The sequence below is a fragment of the Lyngbya aestuarii BL J genome (assembly GCF_000478195.2).
GTDB classification, from domain to species: domain Bacteria; phylum Cyanobacteriota; class Cyanobacteriia; order Cyanobacteriales; family Microcoleaceae; genus Capilliphycus; species Capilliphycus aestuarii.
The window spans coordinates 1-877 of record NZ_AUZM01000270.1; the positions used below are offsets into that span (position 1 = coordinate 1).

Genomic DNA, 877 nt, shown 5'->3' on the forward strand with positions numbered 1-877 from the left:
TTACCGTTCGCAGCAAAGGAATATTAACGCGCAAAATTTTTCTGATTGGAACTCCTCGGGATACTTTAGCTGCCAAAATATCACTGAAACTGATTAGTAATCGAGAATTTCAAGTGGTGGGTCAAATTGATTTATCGACGATTGAAGGACAAAAAAATTGGCCGAAAATTCTAGAAGATATTCAACAACAAGATGTAGGAGAAGTATTTGTTTGTTCTTGGCAATCTATTCCGAATCCGATGTCTTTTTATTGGAATTTAAAAACCGCAGGGATTAACTTACGAGTATTACCAGTTGGCTTAGAATTGCCTTATCAATCCCCTCAAATTGAAATGATTGGTCGAATGCCAACAATTCAGTTTTCAACCCCTGCCATTATGGGAACTGATTTCTGGTTAAAACGAGGATTTGATTTAACGGTTGCGGTATTGCTGTTAATTTTTATTAGTCCGATTTTGCTGTTAATTGCAGTTTTAATTAAGCTAGATTCACCGGGGCAAATTTTCTACAAACAAACTCGTTTGGGTTTACGAGGACGGCATTTTAAGGTGTGGAAATTTAGAACAATGGTGATTAACGCTGACCAATTAATGAAAGAATTGGAAGCTAATAACGAACTTAAAGGCGGTGTTCTCTTTAAAATGAAAGATGACCCTCGGATTACAAAAGTCGGCAAGTTTTTGCGTAAATATAGTTTAGATGAACTGCCGCAATTAATTAATGTTCTCAGGGGTCAAATGAGTTTGGTTGGGCCGCGTCCTCTGCCTTTACGAGATGTTGAGGGATTCGCGCCTCATCACTTTGCACGACAAAATGTTTTACCGGGAATTACGGGTTTGTGGCAGGTTTCTGGACGTTCAGATATTATTGATTTCGA

Annotated in this window: 1 protein-coding gene; it reads left to right on the forward strand. The window is 38.2% G+C overall.

Features of this window, described 5'->3' with window-relative positions; translation table 11 throughout:
• Positions 1-877: sugar transferase (locus M595_RS28000; protein WP_023069923.1), on the forward strand; the 877-nt coding region annotated here is incomplete at both ends.